Here is a 21904-nt window from a genome sequence, read left to right on the forward strand (position 1 = left end):
GGCCACCGCCTGGCGCCCGCCTCCCAGCCCCACAGTTGACGGCTTCTGTTAATTGAGTGGTCCGCCACCCTCCCCCCTTCGTAAGTTGTGATCGCCACCTTGGCCACTTACACCCGTCCGACCGTGGGGGAACGATCCATGTCACTCGCCGCCCTGAGACGCGCCGCCCGGGAAACCGTGTCCGGCCTCCCCCGCGAGTTCTGGTGGCTGTGGACCAGCACCCTCGTCAACCGGCTCGGGGCGTTCGTCTCGACGTTCATGGCCCTGTACCTGACCCTCGACCGCGGCTACTCCGCGACCTACGCCGGCCTCGTCGCCTCCCTCTACGGCCTCGGCGGCGTCGTCTCGTCGATCGGCTCGGGCGTGCTGACCGACCGCATCGGCCGCCGCCCCACCCTCCTCATCGCGCAGTCGTCGACCGCCGCTTCCGTGGCGCTCCTCGGCTTCATGCACGACCCCGTCGCCATCGCCGCCGTAGCGTGCCTCGTCGGGGCGGCGAGCAACGCGTCCCGCCCGGCGGTGCAGGCGATGATGGCCGACCTCGTGCGCCCCGAGGACCGGGTCCGCGCGTTCTCGCTCAACTACTGGGCCATCAACCTCGGCTTCGCCATCTCCTCCATGGCCGCCGGCTTCATCGCCGAGGTCAGCTACCGCGCCGGGTTCCTGCTGGAGGCGGGGATGACGGCGGTCTGCGCGGTCGTCGTGTTCCTACGGCTCCCCGAGTCCCGGCCCACCGCCCCGGCGACCGCCGTCGACGGCAAGGAACCGGCGGTCGGCCTGGGGACCGTACTGCGCGACCGGCGGTTCATGAGCGTCGTAGGACTGTCCTTCCTCGTCGCGCTCGTCTTCCAGCAGGGTTCGGTCGGCCTGCCGGTCGCGATGGGTGAGGCCGGCTTCACGCCCGCCGACTACGGCACGGCGATCGCCGTGAACGGCTTCCTCATCGTCGCCCTCCAGATCCCGGTCACCCGCCTCATCGAACACCGCGACGCCAAGCGCCTGTTGGTCGTCTCCTCGATCCTCGCGGGCTACGGCTTCGGGCTCACCGCGTTCGCGGGCTCGGTCGGCGTCTTCGCCCTCACCGTGTGCGTGTGGACCCTGGGCGAGATGATCAACGCCCCGACCCAGACGGGACTCGTGGTCCGCCTCTCCCCCGTCCAGGGGCGCGGGCGCTACCAGGGCATGTACACCCTGTCCTGGGCAGTGGCCGCGCTCGTCGCCCCGCTGATGTCCGGGTTCGTCATCGACCACCTCGGCGCGGAGTGGCTGTGGGGGACGTGCGCGGTCGTGGGGACGGGCGCCGCGGTGGGGTACGGGGCGCTGATGCGGGGGCTTCCGGCGAAGGAGACGGCGACCGTCCCGGCCCCCGCCACCGGGAAGCCGGAGGTCAGCGCGGCCTGACGGCCCTCCGATGACACGGCTGTGCCGTCACCTTCCCGACGATGACATACCCGACGACCAGCCCCCTGCCCGCACGTCTTCTGCGGGTAGGGGGCTCGTCGTCGTGACCGGCGATGACCGGCGACGGGCGTCGGTCAGTAGCCGACGTTCACGCCGACGCTGTGGGGGAGCGCGGCGAGGGTGCCGCCGAGGGTGCCCAGGGCGGTCGCCTTGACCGAGTCGACCTCGGCGAGGAGGTCCGCACTGCTGAGGGTCGTCGAGCCGATGCTGACGCTGACCTGCGGGCTCACGCCGCCGGAGACGGTGTCGAGCTCGGCGTCGGAGATCTCGAGGGTCTGAACCTGGGGAGCGGAGTTCATGAGAAGACTGCCCTTCGCGTGGTGGTCCACATGGGGATGCGGTCCCGCTGGGGGACAGGCTGCGGGCCGCGATGCGCAGGATCAAACCACGCGACGTGCGGGGCATCCAGTCCGAACCCGCTCCCGGCAGGGCAGTTGAACCCGGCGGTGACCGAACCGTGTGAGTGTGCACACGAGTTGGGTCCGGGTTCTCTACACGCGGCGGCGCACAGCGGGCTGACAGGCGGTACGGCGGCCGGTTCGAACCGGACAACTCGGCCCCAACGGGCCCCGCCCGCCCCGCTGTTGCGCACGCCCTGTGCAGATTCGGTCATGGATGGCGTCACGGGTGCATCCGCGCACCCTTCACCACCTTGTCCACCCCATTCCGAGGCCCATAAACAACCAGCCCCACCACATCCAGCCCGGCCGTGGCGACGGCCCGTACCGCCGCCCGGTTGTCCCGGTCGTTGCCGGTGGTGAAGAGGTCCGAGGTGAAGATGGCGCGCGGCAGGGCGCGGGACAGTGCCCGCCCGTGCGCCGCCACCAGGACCTCCTTCGTCGCCTCGAAGACCATCACCGGCTGCCGGAACATCGGCAGATATCCCACCCCGTCGGCGTCCTCGTACGGCTCCCCGATCACCTCGGGAACCTGTGATCCCAGGCCGCTGACCAGGAACGACGTGACGTTCAGCCGCTGCCAGGGCTCAAGGTCGTCCCGCAGCAGGACGGCGATCTTGGTGTCGAAGCGCATCGGTTCGGCAGTGATGTCAGTGCTCATACGTCGAGACTGCCGACCGCCCCGCGCCCCCGTCTTGTACGTTCTTTGCATGGCCCCGCAGCGCCCCGAACAGGAAGTCTCCGCGTGGCGGCCCCGCATCCCCGGTGTCGTCGAGGTCTTCCACGCCCACTTCACCGAGTACGCGTACCCGATGCACGTGCACGACGCGTGGACGCTGCTGATCGTGGACGACGGAGCCGTACGGTACGACCTCGACCGGCACGAGCACGGCACCCCGCACGACACGGTGTCGCTGCTGCCGCCGCACGTCCCGCACAACGGCTCCCCCGCCACCCCGCACGGCTTCCGCAAGCGCGTCCTCTATCTCGACGGTACGCATCTCGCGGACGATCTGATCGGTTCCGCCGTCGACCAGCCGGACCTCCGCGATCCCGAACTCCGGCTGCGCGTGGGCCAGTTGCACACCGCGCTCGACCACCCCGGCGACGAACTGGAGGCGGAGAGCCGGCTCACGCTCATCGCCGAACGGCTGCACGCCCACCTGCGGCCGTCCGACACCCCCACCACCCTGGCCCCCACGCTCGCCCGCGACCTACGCGAACTCCTCGACGAACACGTCACCGAAGGCATCACCCTCGACGCGGCCGCCCGGCTCGTGCACGCCCATCCCGCCCATCTGGTGCGGGCGTTCAGCGGTGCGTACGGCATCGCACCGCACCAGTACCTGATGTCCCGCCGCGTCGACCGCGCCCGCCGGCTCCTCCTCGACGGCCGTCCGCCGGGCGAGGTGGCGACGGTGACCGGGTTCTACGACCAGTCCCATCTCACGCGCCATTTCCGGAAGTTGGTGGGGGTCACGCCGGGGCGTTATTCACGCGACAGGCATCAACCCCCCAGCTAGATTCCGCGCATGGACTGGCACGAGTGGCACGACGCCTACGACTCCCCCGACTCCTACCTCAGCCGCCGCCTGGCCCTCATCCAGGAACGCCTCCGCGTCGCCCTCGACACCGCCCCGCCGGGCCCGCTCACCGCGATCAGCCTCTGCGCGGGACAGGGCCGCGACCTGATCGGCGTACTGACCGAGCATCCCCGCGGGCCCGAAGTCCGCGCCCGGCTCGTCGAGTTGGACGAGCGGAACGTCACCTACGCCAAGCAGGCCGCCCGCGCCGCCGACCTCCCGAACGTCGAAGTCGTCGCCGGAGACGCATCGTTGACGGATCATTACGCCGAACTCGCCCCCGCCGACCTCGTCTTGGCGTGCGGCCTCCTCGGCAACATCTCCGACGCCGACGTCGAACGCGTCCTCGACCACTGCACCGCGCTGTGCCGGACGGGCGGCACGCTGGTGTGGACGCGCAGCCGCGACATCGCTCCCGACCTGGTCCCCCAGGTCTGCGCCTGGCTGGAGGAGCGCGGCTTCGAGCGCCTGTGGGTGTCGGACCCCTCGATCCCCCAGTCCGTCGGCGCCCACCGTTTCACCGGCGAGCCCCGCAAACTCCCCACCGGCACCCGCATGTTCGACTTCATCGGCTACGACGTCCTGCGACAGACCTGAGTCACAACTCCCGCTGCGCCTCGTACAGGTTCCGCGGCCGTACGACACCCGTCGTGCCGTAGAGCTCCAGCCGTGCGTGCAGGTCGCCGGTGAAGTCGGGGACGTCGATCTGGTCGAACTCGGTGACCGTGTTGAGGCCCACCGTGGCGCTGTACGGCGCGAGTTGGTCGATCTTCATCAGGCCGGCGCGGCCGTTCGTGACGCGGATGTTCCAGTGGGTGAAGCGGGCGCCGAAGAGCGGACCGGCGCTCGCGTCGCCGCCGTGGCGGCCGTCGTTGTTCACCGTGATGTCGGTGCGGACGTCGGCGAAGGGCAGGCCGCGGTGGCTGTCGAAGGTGCCCATGCGCATGTCGCCGCGCGACCAGACGTTGTACGACGACAGGCCCTCGACGTTGATGCCGTGGAGCTGGGTGTTGGCCGGGGCCGGGACCGTGCGTTCCTCGATGGTGAAGTCCTCGATGAGGTTGTCGTGCGAGCCCTCGCGGCAGAAGTAGGGGTGGTGGGAGCCGCGGCCCGCCACCGTCGTACCGCGCAGCGTGCACGCCGACGCCGCCACCAGCCCGAAGCCGTTGTCCACATGACGGGCCGTCACGTCGTCGAGCCAGCAGTCGTAGGCGCATTGGAGGACGACGCCGTTGTAGCCCTTGTCGAGGAGGTGCGGTTGTTGTGGGGTCTCGACAGCCTCCAGGGTGAGGCCTTCCACTCCCGCGCCCGTCAACTCCTCGACGTGGGTGGTGAATTGGGGGTTCCACTCGGGGCGGATGTCGAGGGGCAGCGGGCGTTCGAGTGTCACCTTGCGGCCGTGGACGTGCGCGATGCGGACGAGCCATTCGTAGGGGACGTACGACAGGAGCTTGGTCTTGTCGTCCCAGTAGTACGCCTCGGGGCCGGGGCCGCCGCCCGCCATGTGCTGGAGGAGAGTGTGGGCGGTGTCGTCGGCCAGGCGGAGCAACACCAGTCCGCCCGGCCTCAGTTGTGAGGTGTCCGCCACCGTCACCGTCCACGCGCCCTGCCGCGCGGGCTCGATCGTCGTCAACTGCCGCCATTCGTCACGCCTGTTGCCGGTCCAGCCCTCGAAGGGCCACGCCTTCGCCCTGATCGCGGCGACCAGGGAGTCCCAACGGGCCGTCGGGGCAAGCCAGATGAGGCCGCCCGCCCAGGACCAGGACGACTTGTCGCCGCCGTAGCGGGAGCCGTAGACACCGATCAGCTCCGTCAGGTTCTTCGTCGCGTAGAGCTTCGTACGGTCGCTGCCGGCGCCCCGCAGGACGACCCCGGAGTGACCGACGCGGATCACGTCGTCGATGCGGAAGGTGCCGGGCGGGATGAGCACCGTGCCACCGCCGGCCCTGCCGGCAGCGGCGATGGCACGGTTGATCGCGGGGGCGGAGTCGGTCGTGCCGTCCGCTACGGCTCCGTAGCGACGGACGTCGAGGACGAGCGAGTGGCCTCCCCTGCGCCGGGTGCGGCAGCCCGCCCTGCCGATGTACGGAATCTGCGGGTGAGTGAAGGGGGTGCGGGTGAACTCCCGCCAGAGGGACGGGACTTCACCCCCAAACCCTTCGGGTCCCCCGGGTCCCTGTTTCGGCAGGGGGACCGCCAAGGCCAGCGTGCTTCCGAGCAGGGTTCGTCTGGTGAGACGGGTGTGGCTCATGTACGTACGTCCTCCCGCAAGGCTCTTCATGGATGTGAACGACGTTCAGAAATGTGCTGGCGGTGAGCATGCCACGGCGCCCGGGGACAACGAAAGGGGGTGAGACGAGATCAGTTGGTCGGCCGCTGGGTCAGATTCGTGAACGCGTCCAGATTCCGCGTGGACTCACCCCGAGACACCCGCCACGCGTACTCCTTGCGGATCGCGGAGGCGAAGCCCAGTTCCAGGAGGGTGTTGAAGCTGCCGTCGGCGGCCTCCAGGACCTGGCCGAGGAGGCGGTCGATCTCGGACTCGGTGACGGCGGACAGCGGCAGCCGGCCGGTGACGTACACGTCACCGAGCTGATCGACGGCGTAACTCACGCCGTACAGCTTGAGGTTGCGCTCAAGGAGCCAGCGGTGGACGCCCGTCTCGTTCTCGTCGGGGTGGCGGATGACGAAGGCGTTGAGCGAGAGGGAGTGGCGGCCGACGAGGAGGGAGAGGGTCGTCGACAGCTTGCGGGTACCGGGGAGTTTGACCACGAACGTGCCCGACTCGGGGCTCTCCCAGTCGAGTTCGGCGCCCTTGAGGAAACCCTCGATGACCTGCGCCGCCCGCTCCTGGTCCGCTGCTGCCTCACCCATGGTGCGAGCGTACGTGACGGCGGTGGGCCTGCGCCGCCGCCGTGTAGACGTCCGCCGTGGCGGCGGCCGCGGTGTCCCAGCCGAAGCACTGGGCGTGCCGGGCGGCGGCCTCGCCCATGCGGGGCGCGAGGTGCGGGTCGTCGGCGAGGGTGCGCAGCACGCGCGCGTAGGCGGCGGGATCGTGGCCCTGCACCAGGAAGCCCGTCTCGCCGTCGCGCACGGCGACCGGGAGGCCGCCGACCGAGGCCGCGAGCACCGGCGTACCGGCCGCCTGCGCCTCTATGGCGACCAGCCCGAAGGACTCGCTGTACGACGGCATGACCAGTACGGACGCGGCCCGGAACCAGTCCGCGAGCTGCTCCTGCCCTACCGGCGGGCGGAACCGTACGACGTCCGCGATGCCGAGCCGTGCGGCCAGTTTCTGCAGGCCCTCGGGCTTGGCGAGCCCGCTGCCGCTGGGGCCGCCGACGACGGGCACGACGATGTTCGAGCGCAGCTCGGGCCGCTCGTCGAGGAGCACGGCGACCGCGCGCAGCAGGACGTCCGGCGCCTTCAGGGGCTGGATGCGGCCCGCGAAGAGCGGGATCAGGGCGTCCTGCGGGAGGCCGAGGCGGGCGCGGGCCGCCGCTCGGCCGTCCGCGGGGCGGAAGCGGTCGAGGTTCACGCCGGGGTGCACCACGGCGACCTTGGCGGGGTCGGCCGCGTAGTGCCGTACGAGTTCGTCGGCCTCCTCCGCCGTGTTGGCGATGAGGCGGTCGGCGGCGGCGACGATCTGGGTCTCGCCGATGACGCGGGCGGCGGGTTCGGGGGTGTCGCCGTCGGCCAGGCTGGCGTTCTTGACCTTGGCCATGGTGTGCATGGCGTGCACGAGGGGGACGCCCCAGCGCTGGGCGGCGAGCCAGCCGACGTGACCCGAGAGCCAGTAGTGCGAGTGGACGAGGTCGTAGTACCCGGGGCGGTGGCCGGCCCACGCCTGCATCACTCCGTGCGTGAACGCGCAGAGCTGGGCGGGGAGTTCCTCCTTGGCGAGACCTTCGTACGGGCCCGCGTCGACGTGCCGGACGAGCACGCCGGGCGCCAGCTCGACGGTCGGGGGGAGGACGGCCGTGGTGGCGCGCGTGAAGATCTCGACCTCGATGTTGATCGCGGCGAGGCGCTGCGCGAGCTCCACGATGTAGACGTTCATGCCGCCGGCGTCGCCGGTGCCGGGCTCGTGCAGCGGAGACGTGTGCACGGAGAGCATGGCGATCCGGCGGGGTTTGCGGTGCAGCCGCAGCCGGGCGGACGAGGCCGCGGAGCGCCGTCCGAGCCTGCTGCCGTACTGGCTCACGTGGCGTTCCTCCTCGCTGCGGGCATGCCTGAGGGAGGGCGTGCGGTTCCCTCCAAGGCTGTGCAACGTCAGGGGGCGGGAGTCTCATTCCGGCGCATGGGGATTTTACCCAGCCATTGCCGGGGATCGCTCAACCGTTCGAGGCGAGGGTGCGTTGCGGATGGGGCGTGCCGGGTGCTCGCCCCACTCCGGCCGTGTTCGTGGCCGTGTCCGTCCAGGCGGTCAGCCCACCGGCGACGTCGCGAAGGCATGCCAGTTCGCGGCCGTGCGGCCGGTCTGCTTGAGCAGCCGGGCCGGTTCGGGCGCGGCGGGCCATATCTGGAGCAGGTACCGGTCGTCGGTCGGCGGCTCGTCGTCCTCCCGGACGTCCTTGCTGCGGCCCGCGTCCATGCCGATGGCGGAGTACCGCACGCGGTAGTCCCGCTCCCCCAGCTCCAGCTCCCACCGGTTCTTCCCGTTCCACTGCCGCAGCACCGTCTCCTCCGACACCGGCCGGAACGGGACCTCGACGATCTCCTCCCACGTCTCGTCCAGCTCGGGCCGGCTGTCGTGCAGCTCGGCGGTGAAGTCGACGCCGCCGATGCGCAGACCGGTCAGAAGTAACAGCATCCCCGCCTGCCCGGCGAAGGCGTCGTGCGGGTCGCTGACGTCCTCACCGCTCTCCACGAATATCTGGCCGTAGTCGACCTGCACTTCGTCGCCGACAAGCACCTTCATCGGTCCCGCCTCACCCTCGGTCGACTTGATCTCCGATCCTGCCAGGCGGCACTGACAACGGGACGGGACTCGCACCGACAACGTCGGCCGGTGCCCGTGCGGCGCCCTTCGTCCCGTGCCGCCTACCCTCGTACGTATGACAGCCCGCGCGACGACCCCCCGCCCCGTGGGAACGGTGACGCGCGGCACGACCAACCCCAACCGGCTGCGCCGTATGGACCGCTGGATCGCGGCGACGCACGGCGCCGAGCTGCGGCGGGCCGTCGATCCCGTCGCGGTCGACCTGGGCTACGGCGCCGCACCCTGGACGGCCGTAGAACTGCTGGAACGCCTCCGCACCGTCGCCCCGCACGCGCGCGTGGTCGGTGTCGAGATCGAACCGGCGCGGGTCACGGCGGCGAAACCGTACGAGCGGGAGGGGCTCGCCTTCCGACACGGCGGGTTCGAGATCCCGGTGCCGCAAAGGCCGTTGCTGATCCGCGCGGCGAACGTCCTGCGGCAGTACGACGAGGCGCAGGTCGCCGACGTGTGGGCGCGGCTGTGCGGGCGGCTCGCGCCGGCGGGCGGGGGCTCCCACGGCGGGCTGCTCGTCGAGGGGACCTGTGACGAGATCGGGCGGCGGCACGTGTGGGTCGCGCTCGGGCCTGAGGGGCCGCGCACGGTCACCTTCGCGACGCGGCTCGGTTCCCTGGAGCGGCCGTCCGACCTCGCCGAACGCCTCCCGAAGGCCCTCATCCACCGCAACGTCCCCGGCGAACCGGTGCACGCCTTCCTCCGCGACTTCGACCGCGCGTGGGCCGCCGCCGCGCCCTACGCCTCCTACGGCGCCCGCCAGCGCTGGATCCGCGCGGTGCGGGACCTCACCGCCGACTGGCCGGTGACGGACGGACCGGTGCGCTGGCGGCAGGGCGAAGTGACCGTGACCTGGGGGGCGTTGGCTCCACGCGGGTGAATCCGGTTGCGGGTGTCGGCTGCGGGGAACGATCTCCGGCGGCCATTCGTCACAGCTCATGACCTGGAAGGAAAGGGAAGAAGTACGGGAAGTACTACCTCTGTCGTTTTCTGCAGGGACATGGCACGATCCCCCAGGCGTCCGTAAGTTACTGACGGTCAATCAGATACCGGTACGGCAGATGTGGATGTGGGGGCAGGGGTATGGGAACGGGCAGGCGGGCCCTGATCACGACGGCCATCACGGTCGTCTGCGCGGTCACCGTACTCGCGGCACCCGGCACCGCGTTCGCGAGCCCTGCGCCGACCCCTTCGTCGACCCCGTCCGCGACCGCGTCCCCAACCCCCGTGACCAACAAGGACCTTGAGGCCGTACGCGAGAAGCTCGACGCGCTCTACCACGACGCCGCCGTCGCCACGGACGCGTACAACGCGGCCGAGGAGCAGGCGCGGAAGCAGTCCGCGGAGATCGTCGAGCTGGCCAAGAAGATCGTCGAGGGCCAGGAGAAGCTGGACGAGTTGAAGGACCGCGCCGGTGCCGCGGCCCGCTCCCAGTACCGCACGGGCGGGCTCCCGGACGAGGCGCAGTTGCTGCTCAGCGACAACCCGCAGGCGTTCCTGGACGGTACCGGCCGGGTGCTCCAGGGCCAGCGCGCCACCAAGGGCCTGATCGCCGAACTGACCCGCACCCAGCAGGACTTGAAGCAGTACACCGCCGACGCCTCCGCCCAGTGGCAGCAGTTGGAGAAGAACCGCCAGGCCAAGGCCACCGCCAAGAAGAAGGTCACGACCCAGATCGCGGCGGCCGAGAAGCTGGAGTCCCAGCTGGAGAAGCAGGAGAAGGAGCGGCTGGCGAAGCTGGAGCAGCAGGCCGCGCTGAAGGCGCAGACCGCGTGGCTCGACTCCGGCGCCCTCAAGGACGTCAGCGGCAAGGCGTCCGCGGCGGACAAGGTGGCGGTGGCCTACGCGACGGCCCAGCTCGGCAAGGCGTACGAGTGGGGCGCCGAGGGCCCGTCGACGTACGACTGCTCGGGGCTGACCTCACAGGCCTGGGCGAGCGCCGGCCACCCGATCCCGCGCACCTCGCAGGAGCAGTGGAAGCAGCTCCCGCACGTCGCCGTGAAGGACATGCGCCCCGGCGACCTCATCATCTACTTCGACGACGCCAGCCATGTCGCCATGTACATCGGCGACGGCGCGATCATCCACGCCCCGCGGCCGGGGCGGACGGTGACGGTCGCGGGGGCGGGTTCGATGCCGATATTGGGTGTTGTGCGCCCGGATGCGTGATACGTCCGCTTGACGAGCGGGGCCCGGCCGGTGACCGGGGCCACGTGACCTGGCGCACGCGGCCTCCGCGCCAAACACCCGCCCGGCGTGACCTTCGTCATCCCCAGGTGAGGGCCACCCTGCCCAACTGCGGTACGGATCACGGCATATGACACTGGCCGCCTGCCAGGCGACGTGTCTCACACCATTCCTTTACGGCGCCCACTACCGCTATGGTCCCCGTCGGTGGGTCGAGGTCCCTCGCCCCGCCGTGCCCTCGGGGGGAGGGAAGGAACCAGGACGATGCCCGCACCCATACCGCGGCAGAGAGCGGTCCCGGCCGCGGAAAGTGGTCAGGCGCAGACCGGGCCCGCGATCGGCGGCCCCTCCGGAGACAGTTCCGGAGGCCTCACCGGAGACAGCTCCGCAGCCGCCTCCACGGCCGTGTCCGGAGCCGTATCCGGAGCCACGGAGGCTCCGCGCACGCAGGACACGGTCGACGACGACACGGTCACCGCCGACAAGGCGGGCGACAAGACCGACGACGGCAAGGCGGACAACCGCCCGGCCGACGCCGTGCCCAGCGCTGCCCACGCCCAGGCCCCTGCCTACGGCACCCCGACCGGTCACCTCACCCTGCTGATGATCGAGGACGACCCCGGCGGTTCGCCGGTCGTGCCCGAGCTGCTCGACCCGACCGGCAAGCCGATCCGGGTCCGCACCGCCCGCAACCTCACCGAGGCCGAGCGGCTGCTCACGGACGACGTCCACTGCATCCTGCTGGACCTCGCGCTGCCCGCGCCCGCCCGGGCCGGGGACGGCACCGACGACGAGCTCGCCGTACTCAGGCACGTACTGCGGCTCGCGCCGCACCACGCCGTGCTCGCCCTCACCGCGTCCGGCGACACCGAGCGCGGCGCCGAGGCGGTCCGCGTGGGCGCCCAGGACTATCTCTTCCGCGACGAGCTGGACGGCCGGCTGCTGAGCCGCGCGATCCGCTACGCGGTGGAGCGGAAACGTTCCGACCGCGCGGAGCGCAAGCTCACCGAGTCCAAGCTGCGCGCCCAGGAGAACGCCCGCCTCGAACGCGGCCTGCTGCCCACGCCCCTCCTGGAGGGCTCCCCGCTGCGCTTCGCCGCCCGCTACCGCCCCGGCCGCTCCCGCGCGCTGCTCGGCGGCGACTTCTACGACACCGTGCGCACCCCCGACGGCACCGTGCACGCGATGATCGGCGACGTCTGCGGCCACGGCCCCGACGAGGCCGCGCTCGGCGTGGAACTCCGCATCGCCTGGCGCGCGCTCACCCTGGCGGGTCTCTGCGGCGACCAGCTGCTCGGCACGCTGCAGCAGGTCCTGGAGCACGAGCGCTCCGACGACGAGATCTTCGCGACGCTCTGCACGGTCGACATCGCCCCCGACGGCCGCCGCGCGGGCCTCTGCCTGGCCGGTCACCCGTCCCCGCTGCTGGCCTGCCCCGGCCGCCCGGCCGAACTCCTCCCCTACGACAACAACGGCCCCGCCCTCGGCCTGCTCCCCGGCGCCCGCTGGCCCCGGACGCAGGTCGAACTGGGCGCCGAGTGGAGCCTGATGCTCTACACCGACGGCCTGATCGAGGGCCGGATCGGCGAGGGCCGCCGCGAACGGCTCGGCCAGGACGGCATGGTGGCCATGGTCCGCCGCCAGCTCGCCGAGGGCCTGCGGGGCGAGGAACTGCTCCGGGCGGCGGTCAACGAGGTCCGCGACCTCAACGGCGGCGAGCTGACGGACGACGTGGCGGTACTGCTCCTGGACCGGACGCCGTGACTCTGTGACGCCCTGACTCCGCGGCGAACGGTCGAGTGGGTGATCGCCGTACGGCTTCAGCGGCCGCCGTTGTACGGGCCGTAGGGGCCGTCGCTGCTGGAGCCGCCTCTGCGGCTGCGGCCGCCGCCGGGGAGGCCGCGGAGGGCCGGGCGTACGTCGACCATGTACACGATGGTCGCGACGAGGCCGATGATCGGCAGGAACGACAGGATGTTGAAGATGAGGTTCACCACGAAGGCGAGCCCCAGGACGATCAGCCAGAACGGCTTGGTCTTCTTGTCCGCGGCGCGGTAGGCGTCCTCGCGACGCGTGGCCGCGTCGACCAGCGCGAAGCCGCTGAAAACGATCAGGGCGGTACTCAACAGCCACATGAACCCTGTGAAGCCCTGCATCAGCACTACGTCCACCACCCGACTCGACTCGTCCGTACGCGGTCACCGTACCGGCAACCGGATTCCCGCTACCCGAAGAACGGGCCGGGCACTCGTGGAGTGCCCGACCCGTTACTGATCACCCGTACGTGTTACTTGGCGGGCGGAGTCGTCTTCTTGGCGGTGGTCTTGCGGGCCGGGGCCTTCTTCGCGGCGGCCTTCTTCGCCGGAGCGGGGGCGGCAGCGGCGGGGGCCGGGGCGGGCGCGGGCTCGGTCTTGACCACGACCGGCTCGGGGTCGGGCTCGACCGCGACGGCCAGTTCCTCGATCTCGTCAGCGGCCTCGCCGCGCCAGGTCTTCACGGCCTGCTCGCCGTGCTCGGCGACCTTCTCGTACGCCTCGCGGGCCTTGACGGCGTACTCGGCGGCGACGCCGACACCGCGCAGCGCGAAGTCCTGGGCGGACTCGCCGAACTTCTTCAGGTCGGCGTCGAGGGTGCTGCTGAGCTTCTTGAAGTCACCGTCGAGGCTGGTGATGAACTCGTTGACCTTGGTCTGGAAGGTCTCCTGCGCCTCCTTGGCCTTGGCACCGGCCTCCTTGGCACGGGCGGCGGCCTTCTCCTGCACGGCCTTCGGGTCGGTGCCGCGCACGGCGTCGATCCGGGCCGGCGCCTCGGCACGCAGCTGCTCGACCAGGCCGGGCACCTTCTTGGCCTGCTGGAGCGCGAGGTCGGCGGTGCCGGCGGCAAAGTAGAGGGGGGTGGGGTCGCTCAGGGTCTTGCGCAGGTCATCGGTGATGGCCATGGTGATGGTCCTCCCGGTTGCTATCAGCTGAGGGTTTTGTGTTGTACGTCCGCGGGTCAGCCGGCGGTCTCGTGCGGCGCGGCACTGTCGCCGCCGTCGGCAACACCGGGGCCGATGGCCTCGCCCCCGTCGGCGATCTCGAACCCGTTCTCCTTGCGGAAGGACTCGTAGATCTGAAGCAGCACCTGCTTCTGCCGTTCGGTGAGCGTGGGATCGGCGAGGATGACGGCACGCGTCTCGACCTCGTCCCGGTCCCGCTCGGCGTCGAGGATGCCGGCTCGCACGTACAGCGTCTCGGCGGAGATCCGCAGCGCCTTGGCTACTTGCTGCAACACCTCCGCGCTCGGCTTGCGCAGCCCGCGCTCGATCTGGCTCAGATACGGATTCGACACCCCGGCGGCATCGGCGAGCTGCCGCAGAGACAGCTGCGCGTTGCGCCGCTGCTCACGCAGATACTCCCCGAGATTGCCGACGTTGAGCGTTGCCATGCCTCCACCTTGCACCACCTCTGCTAACTATTGCAAGCACCTGCTTGCAAAAGTGTGCTGCGCCACTCGGTGTGATGGCGGGGGTGCGGCTGTCCTGTCTCTGTGATGTGTAGGCAGTCCCGCTCTTCTGTAGGCATGTGCGGCTGTGTCCCGGTCATGTGTAGGCAAGTTCTGGAGGGTTCCGGTCTTGTGTAGGTACGGCGGTCACGGCGCTTCTACGGTCGAGGTGGCTGGTCGGCGTCGTACCGGAGGCCCGGATGGGTGTGTGCGAGGTATCGGCGGAGGGTGTCGAGCTGGAGTACGTCAGCGCGGCCGGGGTCCGTGAGCGAGGGTCTTTGGGACGGCTGTGGTCGGTCCCGTTCGAGTCGGTACGGCCTGAGCGTCGCTTCCCGGCCTTCCGAGGTCAGGGCAACTGGTGCGGCTGGTACTGGTCGGCGACCTGTGGTGGTCATGTGGGATACGAGTCGTGGCTGGAGCGCGATCATCTGATGCTGCTCGACTTCGATCCGCTGGTGAAAGGTATGGCCTCACAGCCGTTTCGGCTGTCGTGGGCCGGGTCGGACGGGAAAAGGGTGCGGCACACGCCGGACTTCTTCGTGCGCCGCACCGACGGCACGGGCTTGGTGGTGGACGTGCGTCCGGACGAGCGGATCAGGCCGGATGATGCGGAGAAGTTCGCCGTGACGGCGGCGGCTTGCCGGTCAGTGGGCTGGGACTTCGCGCGGGTGGGGACGCCGGAGGCGGTGCTGATGGCGAACGTGCGGTGGCTGGCCGGCTACCGACATCCGCGGGTGCACCGCCCGGATGTCGCCGCCCGCCTGACGAAGGTGTTCACCGATGGCGGCGGGCTGCTGGCCGGGGCCCTGAACACGGGTGACCAGATCGCGGTGCTGCCGGTGCTGTTCCACCTGCTCTGGCGCCGGGTCCTGAACGTGGATCTGGAGGCCGGGCTGTTGTCGGCGGACTCGCGGGTCCAGCTCGGCATGGTGCGGGAAGGGGGCGGGGATGCCGTCGCGTCCACGGTTGCTGCGAGCGGGTGATGCAGTCCGGTTCGACGGGCGGCTGCACACGGTGGCCGCGCTGGAGGGGACTGCGGTCCGGCTGGTCGACGAGGCCCAGTCGGCGAGCGTGGTGATGCTGGCCCATCTGCTGTCCTCAACCGGCTTCGAGGTGGTCACTCCCGCCTCGGTGCGGACGGTCATCCCGGCGGCCGGCGTGCTGGAGGGGCTTCCGGCCAAGGCGGTCGAGCGAGCCGAGTGGTGGCAGCGGCACCTGGTGGAGATGCTCACGGGCCGCCCGTTGGACGATCCGCAGGGCCCGGTGCGGGCTGAGTACGACCCAGCGGTGAGGTCGCTGCGGCAGCGGGAGCTGACCAAGGCCGCCGAGCTGGCCGGGGCCGGGCACACCACATCGCTGGCACTGATCCAGAGGATGAGGCGCCGTTTCGAGGATGAGGGGGTACTGGGGCTGGTCGACCGGCGGCTGCGGGCCGTCTCGGACGGCACGGGCCGCGTCGATCGGAGGGTCGTCGACGCTCTGCGGAAGGTGGTGGAGGACCAGACCAGCCGCTCCACGGTGTCCGCTCAGGTGCTGCGGCGCCGTCTGGAACGCGAGCTGGATGCCGAGCACGGGTCGGGAGTAGTCCCGCTACCGTCCCGAACCACGTTCTACCGCCTGCTGTCTGCTGTCACCTCCGGGCGGCACACCCTGGGCTCGGCCCGCACCCGCCGCTCGCTGGCCAAGCAGCCGGATGGCATGTTCGGCCAGCTCACCACAGTCCGGCCAGGCGAGGTGATGGAGATCGACTCAACTCCCCTGGACGTGCTGGTCGTCCACGACGACGGCACGGTGGACACCGTCGAGCTCACCGGGATCGTGGATATCGCGACCCGCACGCTTGCCGCGGCGGTGCTGCGGCCCTCGACGAAGGCCGTGGATGCCGCGCTATTGCTGGCGCGGGCGATGACACCGGAGCCGATGCGGCCGGGCTGGGCGGACGCGCTGAGGATGTCCCGTTCGGTGCTCCCGCACGTCTCGCTCATCGCGCTCGATGAACGGCTTGCCAACGCCGCCGCCATCCCTGTGATCACGCCCGAGACGATCGTTTGTGACCGCGGCAAGGCCTATATCTCCGACACATTCCGTTCGGCTTGCCAGGCTCTGGGCATCTCCTTCCAGCCCTGCCACCCGGACACCCCTACAGACAAACCGCACATCGAGAAGACTCTGGGCTCGGTGGCCACGATGTTCGCCCAGCACCTCCCCGGCCACAAGGGACGCAGCACCGAGCACCGTGGCGTCGATCCGGCGGCAGAGGCTGTCTGGTCGATTCACCAGCTTCAGGAACTGCTGCAGCAGTGGATCGTCATCTGGCAGAACCGGCCGCACGAGGGCCTGCGGGACCCGCTGATGCCGGGCAAAGCGATGAGTCCCAACGAGAAGTACGCCGCGCTGGTCGCGGCTGCTGGGCACGTCCCGGTCGCGCTCAGCGCGGAGGAGTACATCGAGCTGCTGCCCCGGCGCCGTCGGACGATCAACTCCTACGGCGTCCGCATCAACCATCGGACCTATGACAGCGCGGAGTTGAACCCGTTCCGCCGTCAGCGGTCCGGCACGGGCGACGACGGCCGGGGCTGGGACGTGCATTACGACCCCTACGACATCTCTCGCGTCTGGGTACGCAACCACCGTCAGGGCGGTTGGATCACCGCGATCTGGCGTCACCTTCGCACTGCCCCGATGCCGATGGGTGAGCTGGCCTGGGACCACGCCCGGCTCATCCTCGCTCAGCGGGGCGCGGATGCGGTAACCGAGGCGGAGATCGCCCAGACCGCCGTCGCGTTGCTGGACCGGGCTGCCGACGGGCCGGAGCAGACGCCCTTGAAGCTGCCTTCGGCCTCCTCCCGCCGGAGCCGCCGGGACCGCAAAGTCGCCGCCCGCACCCGGACGACTTCCCCACCATCCTGGCCGCGCCCCACTGACGAGCCCGAGCCGCCCGTTCTGCCCACTCCCATGGAGGACGGTGACGAGGACCTCGCCGAGGTCGTCCCGCTGGAGATCTTCGACGCTCGGAAGGAGGCAAAGCAGTGGTGGTGAACGATCCCGGCACAGTGCTGGAGCCCGACGGGGAACGCAAAGATCCGTCCACGACGCTCGCCGGGTGGCGCCACTTCGTGGACGCCGACCCCGCAGTTTTCGAATTACTGCCCCATCGTCAATGGCAATCCCTGGAACCGCCATTGCGAGCAACTTATGACGAAGTCCGGATCTCTTACCACTCCGAGCTCCAAGTCGTCCGCACCTCAACCGTCAAGGACATCGCCCATCAGGGACGCCTGCTGACCCTGCTCAACCAGCGAGAGCACGGCGCCCGCCGGGGGCTGATCGTCTCGGGCCAGTGGACGACTGGGAAAACGACTGCGCTCAAGCAGCTCGGCCGACTGCACGAACTGCGTGTCCAGCAGCGCTATCCGAACAGCAGGCGTATCCCGGTTGTCTACATCACCGCCCCGCCTCGGGGCTCTCCCCGCAAACTCGCCATGGAATTCGCTCGATTCCTCGGCCTCCCGATCATCACCGCGCGTCACAACACCACCGACGTGACCAGCGCCGTCTGCCAAGTCCTCATCGAGGCCCGAACCGACATGGTGTTGGTCGACGAGATCCACCTGATGAACCTCGCGACGACCTCGGGCGAGGAACTGTCCGACCATCTGAAGTACTTCACCGAGCACCTGCCGGCCACGTTCGTCTATGCAGGCATCAACGTGGAACACTCCGGGTTGTTCACCGGCATCCGCGGCAGCCAGCTCGCAGGTCGCTGCGTCCTCATCCGCACCGGCCCCTTCCCCCTGACCTCCGAGTGGCGATCTCTGGTGGCAGGCCTCGAAGCCACGCTGCGTCTTCACTGGCACGAAGAAGGGACATTAGTGCGGCTGTCGAAGTACCTCCACCAGCGCACCGGCGGAATGATCGGCAGCCTCTCCCACCTCATCCGGGCCGCCGCCATCACCGCGATCCTTGACGGCAGCGAGCGCATCACCCGATCTGCGCTCGCTGCGATCCGCATCGACCACAGCAGTGAGTCCACCGACGACGGCCAGGCTTCCCCACTTCATTGGGAGACCGGATGACCACCGCGTTCAGGCCCGCGTTGTTCCGCCCCTTGCCCCTGCCTGTTCTCCCTGTCCCGAACGAGACGCTCGCGTCCTACTGGGCACAGCTCGCAGAGGCCAACTGGAGCCGGGAGTCCCAGATTCGCTATCCGTCCCCGTGGCTCTACCACCCCTACAGCAGGACCAAGAACACCGCCGAGGAGCTGAGCATCCTCACCGGACTGTCCCCGGCACGTCTGCGGAACTTCCTTCCGGAACTCCGCTGGCTCCACGAGACCGGATACTCGTCTCCACCACCAGGGATGGCTCCTCTCGTCAAACGGCGCTGGGCCTGCCGGCGCTGCACCGCCGCCCGTGGACGAGGGCACCAGGTCCAGATCTGGGATTCGTACATCCACCGTCAGCTCTGCCGACGCCACCGCCTCTGGACCGGCGAAGCCGTGAATTCCCCGGCCGAACAAGCCGACCTGCACGGCATGGACGCCACTGTCCGGTCGCAGGAACTCCACTCCCGCCTCATCCGTCACCACGGTATCGACCTAATCGCTGAATGCCACCGTGCAGTACTGCCTCTCTGGAAACTCTTCGCTGGCCAGCACTATCGCAACACCCCAATAAACCGCCGGCCGTCCCTGGTCAGAGCCGCCGGGCCTCGCACCCGCTGGGGACCGGAACTGTTCGCCGCTGCTTACCCCGAGACCATCGCGGTCATAACCATGGCCACCACCCCGAAATGGCGATCTCTGCTTGAGCGCAGTATGTATCCGGCGGACGTCGAGCAGTTCCTCACAGAGCTCAAACGACGGCTCCCCGAAAATCACATCATGCAGACGTCAGAAACCAGAGGGCTCCGCAGTAAAATCGGCGCCTTCGTACGCCGTGTCGCGCGATACTCCACAGAGAATCACGCCGCCAGTGCGGCTAAATACTAGTCGCCGCACGATGAAAACACATGCGACCGTCTAGGAGAGGACACGACTCACTGCGCCTCCACCGAACTCTGCAACATACAAAGCTCCAAGGGCATCTCCTGCCAACTGGCCGGGATTTACTAGACCTTCACTAATCGTCATGAGGGCGCCGGTGTTCTCAGACTTCAAACGCAGAACACGACCACCGTCGAAGTCGCTCACGTAGATATCTTCTCCCAAACAAGCCAACCCGTTGAGCCCGGTGACACGTTGGCCTGCCAGCAAATCGGTGCCATGGTCCTTGTCACGCGGGATGTTCCAGAGCGAGCACCAGCGATCCGGCGGAACCGCAGCAAGGCTGGGAGCGCACAGAACCAACAGAGCCCCCTTCGAACGCGCCACAGCCAGCGGAATGCCATCGACCGAAGCGATCCGCGTCGCCACGCCGTCCATAGCCACGCGATGTACCGCGCCGCTATCCATGGCGACGATTAGGTCCTCGTCATCCCAGACGAACGCCATCGGTGTACCCGAGCAGTCCGGGTTGACGATGTGGCTGCTGCAGTATTCATCGGCATCCTTTTCTCCATGATGGAGCACCAGAATCATGCGACTACCCAATAGCCGTACTGCCAGCTCACCATCATCTCGGGCAACTAGGGTGTCAGTTCCACGCCCCTGCGGGAACAGCTGAGGCACCCCCGCGATCAGCCGGTATACCCCGTCCAGCCCAGCTCTCCACAAATCAGTCCCGCGTGTACTGACGACTAGGCCCTTCAAGGTGCAAGCGATCCCCGCCACGGGCGGTAGACCCGTCAACAGCTTAGTTGCAGTGCCACGTGGATAGGCAGCAATCTCGACGGTGGCCTCGGCGGAGCAGCCAGCGTACAAGCAGCGCAACGTGGCGCTCCCAGGTGTCTTCGCAAATACAGCACCACCCTTGAACGTGATGATTTTCTCATCACTGGTCTCTACTTGCGGATTATCCAATGGTTCGGTCCAGGTTGCGGTGCCATCGGTGAAATGTGCCAGCACACGCAGGGGAGCCTTTTCTCCCTTGCGGAGCCGCAGATGGCTGGGCTCCATGCTGATGCGCATCAGACGCTGCGAGTGAGCGGGTGCAACAGGCTGGCCTGCGAAGAGCAAGGAGGCATCCCAGACCTGCCACAGCGGCCCTCCTACACGCTCGCGAACCCAGGTGGCAGCGGTCGATGCCGTATTGGACCATTGCCAGCTGACGTAATGGCCTACCTGATATACCTCTCGGGTCGGTACGACCCGCTCACTGGCGACGCCCCCCTCCAGACAGGCGAGGCGTACGCCCGCGATGTCGAGCTGGTGCTGCCCCTGTGCATCCCCATACAAGGGCACGTTCACTTCAATGACCCGATACCACGAAGACAGACCGGGATCGCCGGTGAGCCACACGGTATGGGCCGCGCCTTGGCGATGCCCCTCAACCAAGTGGATACGGTGCTCGCCATGCGAGACACGTGCAACGTCCACAACGAGGGTTCCGGGTTGAAAGCTGAGCTTGTCCAGCCGGATCGCCTCGTCCAGCCAAACGTCCACTTGGGAGCCTGCTCGGTCCACCCAGAGGGTGAGGGTGCTGCCTTGGCGGTGCTCGTAACCTCGGACGGATGGTGCCAAGTCGATGTCGCGATCCAAGAGGTCCAGCAAGGTACTCGCGTGAGCCAGGAGCCGCAGACACTCGTGGCGCGACCGGCACGGCAGCAAGGGGCGGTCCTTGTGTGACCGGTCTCCTTTAAACAAGCCAATGGCGCCGCCGAACAGCTCCACTAGCCGGTCCTTATCCTTCTCGCGCTCCGTGATCCTGATCGGATCCTTCCGCTCCAGGAAGGCAAGCTTGATCAGGTCATTGCCGATCGAAGAGTTTCCCGTCCGCTGCTGGAGCTCGTGTTCGACGCGCCGAAAAGCGGCGAAGATGGCGTCATCGAAGCGGTTCATGCGAACCAGATCTGCGCTGGCCTCAGTGACCTCCTCACGAAGCATCGTCAGAAGGACATCCAGGTCGCTGCCTCCGGCGGGAGTAGCGGCTCCTGTCTCGACCGGGAAAGGACTCTCGTATGCGCTTGAGCTGTCTGTCCACGCCGCAACAGCCGTGTGCGCGCGTTCATGGGACTCGGCATACTCCAGCAGGGCGTCCACTCCCCTTACATGGCGGTAGGGGCGCAGACGCCGGCGATCGACCGTGTACTGCCACAACCACGGTTCATCCTGGCTCCAGCCAGCACCTCCCCAGAAGTGGGGAAGAAGATCAGCCAGCACTCGGACCCGCGACATCGTCGCTCGTGCGGTCACAACCTCCGTCGCTGGTTCAGGCTGCTCCGTGCCACCAGACTCGACTGCGGGCTCCAGTTCCGTGCCATCGGGAAGGGCCTCCCTCAATGGCAGCTCCAGGTAGGCGGCAAAGTCCTCACTCTTCGCCAAGAGTGGCTCTTCACCACCCGAGGCATCCTCACTTTCAATCTTCACGAGCCAGGCAACGAGTTGCGTAAGCAGCGCTAGATCCTCTGCACCACCGTCGCAGGTAGCCACGCCCCTCAGCGTGAGCCGAACTTCGTCGTTGTCGGAGAAACCGAAGGATTGCCAAGGCCGGGAGAGATAGCCAGGCGGGACACCAACAAGGGCGGCCTGTGCGTCCTCGACTCCGAGATCACGGTCGGCCCGCAAATCCACCGCCGTGAAGGTGGGCCACGCTCCGCGCTGACCCATCAAGTCGTAGACCAATTGAAGAAGGAGCTGATCGGCTTCGCTCAAGTCGGAGGCTGGGTTCACACCATGATTCTTCCTGCTTCCGGCCACTGGC

Annotated in this window: 20 protein-coding genes; 10 read left to right on the forward strand and 10 right to left on the reverse strand. The window is 68.8% G+C overall.

Annotated elements, in window-relative coordinates:
- The first annotated feature begins 138 nt into the window (after nt 1-138).
- On the forward strand, nt 139-1401 hold the full coding sequence (locus ACGFY9_RS07125; RefSeq protein ID WP_393752727.1) for an MDR family MFS transporter: 1263 nt from the start codon (nt 139-141) through the stop codon (nt 1399-1401).
- A gap of 134 nt (nt 1402-1535) precedes the next feature.
- Here ACGFY9_RS07125 and ACGFY9_RS07130 read toward each other — a convergent pair whose 3' ends face one another.
- The gene (locus ACGFY9_RS07130) at nt 1536-1760 is read right to left on the reverse strand and encodes a hypothetical protein (RefSeq protein ID WP_393752728.1); all 225 of its coding nucleotides are present in this window, start codon (nt 1758-1760) and stop codon (nt 1536-1538) included.
- A gap of 322 nt (nt 1761-2082) precedes the next feature.
- Entirely contained in the window at nt 2083-2520 is a 438-nt protein-coding gene (locus tag ACGFY9_RS07135; RefSeq protein WP_393752729.1) for a DUF2000 family protein, read from the reverse strand.
- Between the two features lie 49 nt (nt 2521-2569).
- On the opposite strand from ACGFY9_RS07135, the gene ACGFY9_RS07140 reads away from it, so the two are divergent.
- Together ACGFY9_RS07140 and ACGFY9_RS07145 are read left to right on the forward strand one after the other, a co-directional pair.
- Nucleotides 2570-3382: an AraC family transcriptional regulator gene (locus tag ACGFY9_RS07140; protein ID WP_393752730.1), complete on the forward strand. Its 813-nt coding sequence runs from the start codon at nt 2570-2572 to the stop codon at nt 3380-3382.
- 9 nt (nt 3383-3391) lie between these two features.
- Nucleotides 3392-4039, forward strand: coding sequence for a class I SAM-dependent methyltransferase (locus tag ACGFY9_RS07145; protein WP_393752731.1), 648 nt, complete (start codon nt 3392-3394; stop codon nt 4037-4039).
- A 1-nt stretch (nt 4040) separates the two neighbouring features.
- Here ACGFY9_RS07145 and ACGFY9_RS07150 read toward each other — a convergent pair whose 3' ends face one another.
- The 4 genes from ACGFY9_RS07150 to ACGFY9_RS07165 all read right to left on the reverse strand — a co-directional run bounded on the left by ACGFY9_RS07150 (nt 4041) and on the right by ACGFY9_RS07165 (nt 8363).
- On the reverse strand, nt 4041-5693 hold the full coding sequence (locus ACGFY9_RS07150; RefSeq protein ID WP_393752732.1) for a glycosyl hydrolase family 28-related protein: 1653 nt from the start codon (nt 5691-5693) through the stop codon (nt 4041-4043).
- A gap of 110 nt (nt 5694-5803) precedes the next feature.
- On the reverse strand, nt 5804-6316 hold the full coding sequence (locus ACGFY9_RS07155; protein ID WP_393752733.1) for a YbjN domain-containing protein: 513 nt from the start codon (nt 6314-6316) through the stop codon (nt 5804-5806).
- A complete protein-coding gene (gene mshA / locus ACGFY9_RS07160; RefSeq protein ID WP_393752734.1) occupies nt 6309-7646 on the reverse strand; it encodes a D-inositol-3-phosphate glycosyltransferase in 1338 nt (445 codons plus the stop codon). The genes ACGFY9_RS07155 and mshA overlap by 8 nt, the downstream gene beginning before the upstream one ends.
- A 222-nt stretch (nt 7647-7868) precedes the next feature.
- Nucleotides 7869-8363 (reverse strand): hypothetical protein, encoded by a 495-nt coding sequence (locus tag ACGFY9_RS07165; protein WP_393752735.1) that lies wholly within the window; start codon nt 8361-8363, stop codon nt 7869-7871.
- A gap of 136 nt (nt 8364-8499) precedes the next feature.
- On the opposite strand from ACGFY9_RS07165, the gene ACGFY9_RS07170 reads away from it, so the two are divergent.
- The 3 genes from ACGFY9_RS07170 (at nt 8500) to ACGFY9_RS07180 (ending at nt 12386) form a co-directional block, all read left to right on the forward strand.
- A complete protein-coding gene (locus ACGFY9_RS07170) occupies nt 8500-9315 on the forward strand; it encodes a class I SAM-dependent methyltransferase (RefSeq protein ID WP_393752736.1) in 816 nt (271 codons plus the stop codon).
- A gap of 203 nt (nt 9316-9518) precedes the next feature.
- Nucleotides 9519-10604, forward strand: a complete 1086-nt coding sequence (locus ACGFY9_RS07175) for an NlpC/P60 family protein (RefSeq protein WP_393752737.1) — start codon at nt 9519-9521, stop codon at nt 10602-10604.
- A 282-nt stretch (nt 10605-10886) separates the two neighbouring features.
- Nucleotides 10887-12386, forward strand: coding sequence for a PP2C family protein-serine/threonine phosphatase (locus ACGFY9_RS07180; protein WP_393752738.1), 1500 nt, complete (start codon nt 10887-10889; stop codon nt 12384-12386).
- A 56-nt stretch (nt 12387-12442) separates the two neighbouring features.
- On the opposite strand, the gene ACGFY9_RS07185 is transcribed toward ACGFY9_RS07180, so the two are convergent.
- The 3 genes from ACGFY9_RS07185 to ACGFY9_RS07195 all read right to left on the reverse strand — a co-directional run bounded on the left by ACGFY9_RS07185 (nt 12443) and on the right by ACGFY9_RS07195 (nt 14048).
- Nucleotides 12443-12778, reverse strand: coding sequence for a DUF2516 family protein (locus tag ACGFY9_RS07185; protein WP_078651503.1), 336 nt, complete (start codon nt 12776-12778; stop codon nt 12443-12445).
- 131 nt (nt 12779-12909) lie between these two features.
- Nucleotides 12910-13560, reverse strand: coding sequence for a hypothetical protein (locus ACGFY9_RS07190; protein ID WP_393752739.1), 651 nt, complete (start codon nt 13558-13560; stop codon nt 12910-12912).
- 56 nt (nt 13561-13616) lie between these two features.
- On the reverse strand, nt 13617-14048 hold the full coding sequence (locus tag ACGFY9_RS07195; protein WP_393752740.1) for a helix-turn-helix domain-containing protein: 432 nt from the start codon (nt 14046-14048) through the stop codon (nt 13617-13619).
- A 335-nt stretch (nt 14049-14383) separates the two neighbouring features.
- On the opposite strand from ACGFY9_RS07195, the gene ACGFY9_RS07200 reads away from it, so the two are divergent.
- From ACGFY9_RS07200 to ACGFY9_RS07215, 4 genes are read left to right on the forward strand one after another with little or no spacing between them, the layout of a single operon-like run.
- Nucleotides 14384-15088 (forward strand): TnsA-like heteromeric transposase endonuclease subunit, encoded by a 705-nt coding sequence (locus ACGFY9_RS07200; protein WP_393752857.1) that lies wholly within the window; start codon nt 14384-14386, stop codon nt 15086-15088.
- Nucleotides 15054-17144 (forward strand): Mu transposase C-terminal domain-containing protein, encoded by a 2091-nt coding sequence (locus ACGFY9_RS07205; RefSeq protein WP_393752741.1) that lies wholly within the window; start codon nt 15054-15056, stop codon nt 17142-17144. The genes ACGFY9_RS07200 and ACGFY9_RS07205 overlap by 35 nt, the downstream gene beginning before the upstream one ends.
- Complete coding sequence (locus ACGFY9_RS07210) at nt 17135-18181, forward strand: TniB family NTP-binding protein (protein WP_393752742.1); 1047 nt, start codon at nt 17135-17137, stop codon at nt 18179-18181. Before ACGFY9_RS07205 ends, ACGFY9_RS07210 begins: the two co-directional genes overlap by 10 nt.
- The gene (locus tag ACGFY9_RS07215; protein WP_393752743.1) at nt 18178-19095 is read left to right on the forward strand and encodes a hypothetical protein; all 918 of its coding nucleotides are present in this window, start codon (nt 18178-18180) and stop codon (nt 19093-19095) included. Before ACGFY9_RS07210 ends, ACGFY9_RS07215 begins: the two co-directional genes overlap by 4 nt.
- Nucleotides 19096-19125: 30 nt before the next feature.
- On the opposite strand, the gene ACGFY9_RS07220 is transcribed toward ACGFY9_RS07215, so the two are convergent.
- Nucleotides 19126-21900 carry a TIGR02391 family protein gene (locus tag ACGFY9_RS07220; protein ID WP_393752744.1) on the reverse strand — a complete coding sequence of 925 codons (2775 nt, stop codon included), beginning with the start codon at nt 21898-21900 and terminating at the stop codon, nt 19126-19128.
- Nucleotides 21901-21904 lie beyond the last annotated feature (4 nt).

The organism is Streptomyces sp. NPDC048504 (genome assembly GCF_043200035.1).
Taxonomy (GTDB): Bacteria; Actinomycetota; Actinomycetes; order Streptomycetales; family Streptomycetaceae; genus Streptomyces.